The sequence below is a fragment of the Lunatimonas lonarensis genome (assembly GCF_000390185.1).
GTDB lineage: Bacteria > Bacteroidota > Bacteroidia > Cytophagales > Cyclobacteriaceae > Lunatimonas > Lunatimonas lonarensis.
The window spans coordinates 1-1,585 of record NZ_AQHR01000084.1; the positions used below are offsets into that span (position 1 = coordinate 1).

Below are 1,585 nucleotides of genomic sequence, written 5' to 3' on the forward strand. Positions count from 1 at the left end.
CTTGATTAGTCAGACCGAATTTATCGATTTGTTTCCGAATTCGCTTTACCAATCCTAGCTTTCTTTTCTGATCCAAATAGAGATATCCCTCCGGATTGACATATGGAATTCCTTTCACTACCATATTCCAGATAATCACAGCAAGCTTACGTGCTGTGGCACTGATAGCAGACACCCTTCCTTTTCTAAAGCTGATTCTCTGAAAGAAGTCCCTCAAGGGTGTTGAGTCTTTCAGGTTTCCGATGGCATTGGCTGCATTCCTTAAGGCTATTTTAAGTCTGTTGCTTCCTTTCGGTATTTTGCTAGAAAGAACTTTACCACCACTTACTTTATTGTTTGGGGCCAGCCTCAGCCAAGAGGCAAAGTGCTTTCCTGTTTTGAACTTTTTGATTCCCTCTATGCCCACTTCACTCATCAAAGCTAAAACCGTGGAGAAGCTCATCCCTTCTATAGCCAACAGATCAATGCCTTCAAACATCTGATAGGACTTCAAGTTGAGGTCTATATCCTTTGGGGTGTTTTTGTTGATTCTTTTATGGGGCTTTGCTTCAATATGGTGCTGGCGCTTATTGTCATCGGAGTTGATGATTTCATCAAGCTTCTTTTCGATTTCCTTATCGCACTCTTCAATCTTCTTTTGTAGGTGATCATAGGTGTCCAATTCCTGTTGCAGGGCAAAGAGGTAATCCTTTCTGCCATTGGTCTGAAGTGCCTTAGCTATCTCTTCTTCACTCCTTCTGCAGTTGCCATGCCGTAATGAGGCCAGTTTTTTGGGATCTGTTTCCCCATCACAGATCGCACGAATAATCATCAAGCCTGTGAGTCCGCAAATATCTTTGACCGCTACATCCAATCGCAAATTGAGCAAGCGAAGGTTTTTCATCATTTTTTTTGATGTTGAAGCAGCTGAATGAAGCAAATTAGATCTTTGTCGGCAATAAGTTCTCAGTTCTTCTGTCTTTCCATCGGGCAGAAAACTGCTTGACAAGAGCCCTAGGGTATGGAGCTTCTGGATCCACTGGCAATCCATCACATCACTCTTTTTGCCCTTGATGTTTTTTGTGAACTTTCCATTGCAAAGTACCACATGAAAGCCTTTGGAGATCAATACGGCATAAAGGTTCTGCCAATAGGTGCCGGTACTCTCCATGGCCACTGTTGTGACATTTCTTTCTTTCAACCACTCGGCCATAGCAAAAAGGTCTTGGTTGAACACCCCATACTCACGCACATCCTCTTGGGACTGCCCTACAGCCACCCAGTGTGAGCGACTGCCAACATCGATACCCGCAGCCTGCGGATTAACGACTTGCATCGAAACAAATTCCTGTTCCATATTGAGAATATTTAAGCTCTAAGGGGATGTGCTTTTGGCAAGAAAATATTCTGAACGGGGTCGCTGACATTTATCGTCAGTGCCGCCACTAAAGTAATCGCAAGCATCCCAACCAGGATTGCGCCCGTGCTTCCCGAAGGAGCAACAGTTTAAAAATCGGCCTTACAAAGAGCTACCCCAATTTAAGAAATATCTGCTGCTTTAGCGACCGTTAGCTCTGAAAGTAAATGAGTTTCTAATATACGGGAT

Annotated in this window: 1 protein-coding gene; it reads right to left on the reverse strand. The window is 43.7% G+C overall.

Annotated elements, in window-relative coordinates:
- On the reverse strand, positions 1 to 1,336 hold a 1,336-nt coding region (locus ADIS_RS12780), incomplete at its 3' end, for an IS110 family RNA-guided transposase (RefSeq protein WP_035805906.1).
- Between the last annotated feature and the right edge of the window lie 249 nt (positions 1,337 to 1,585).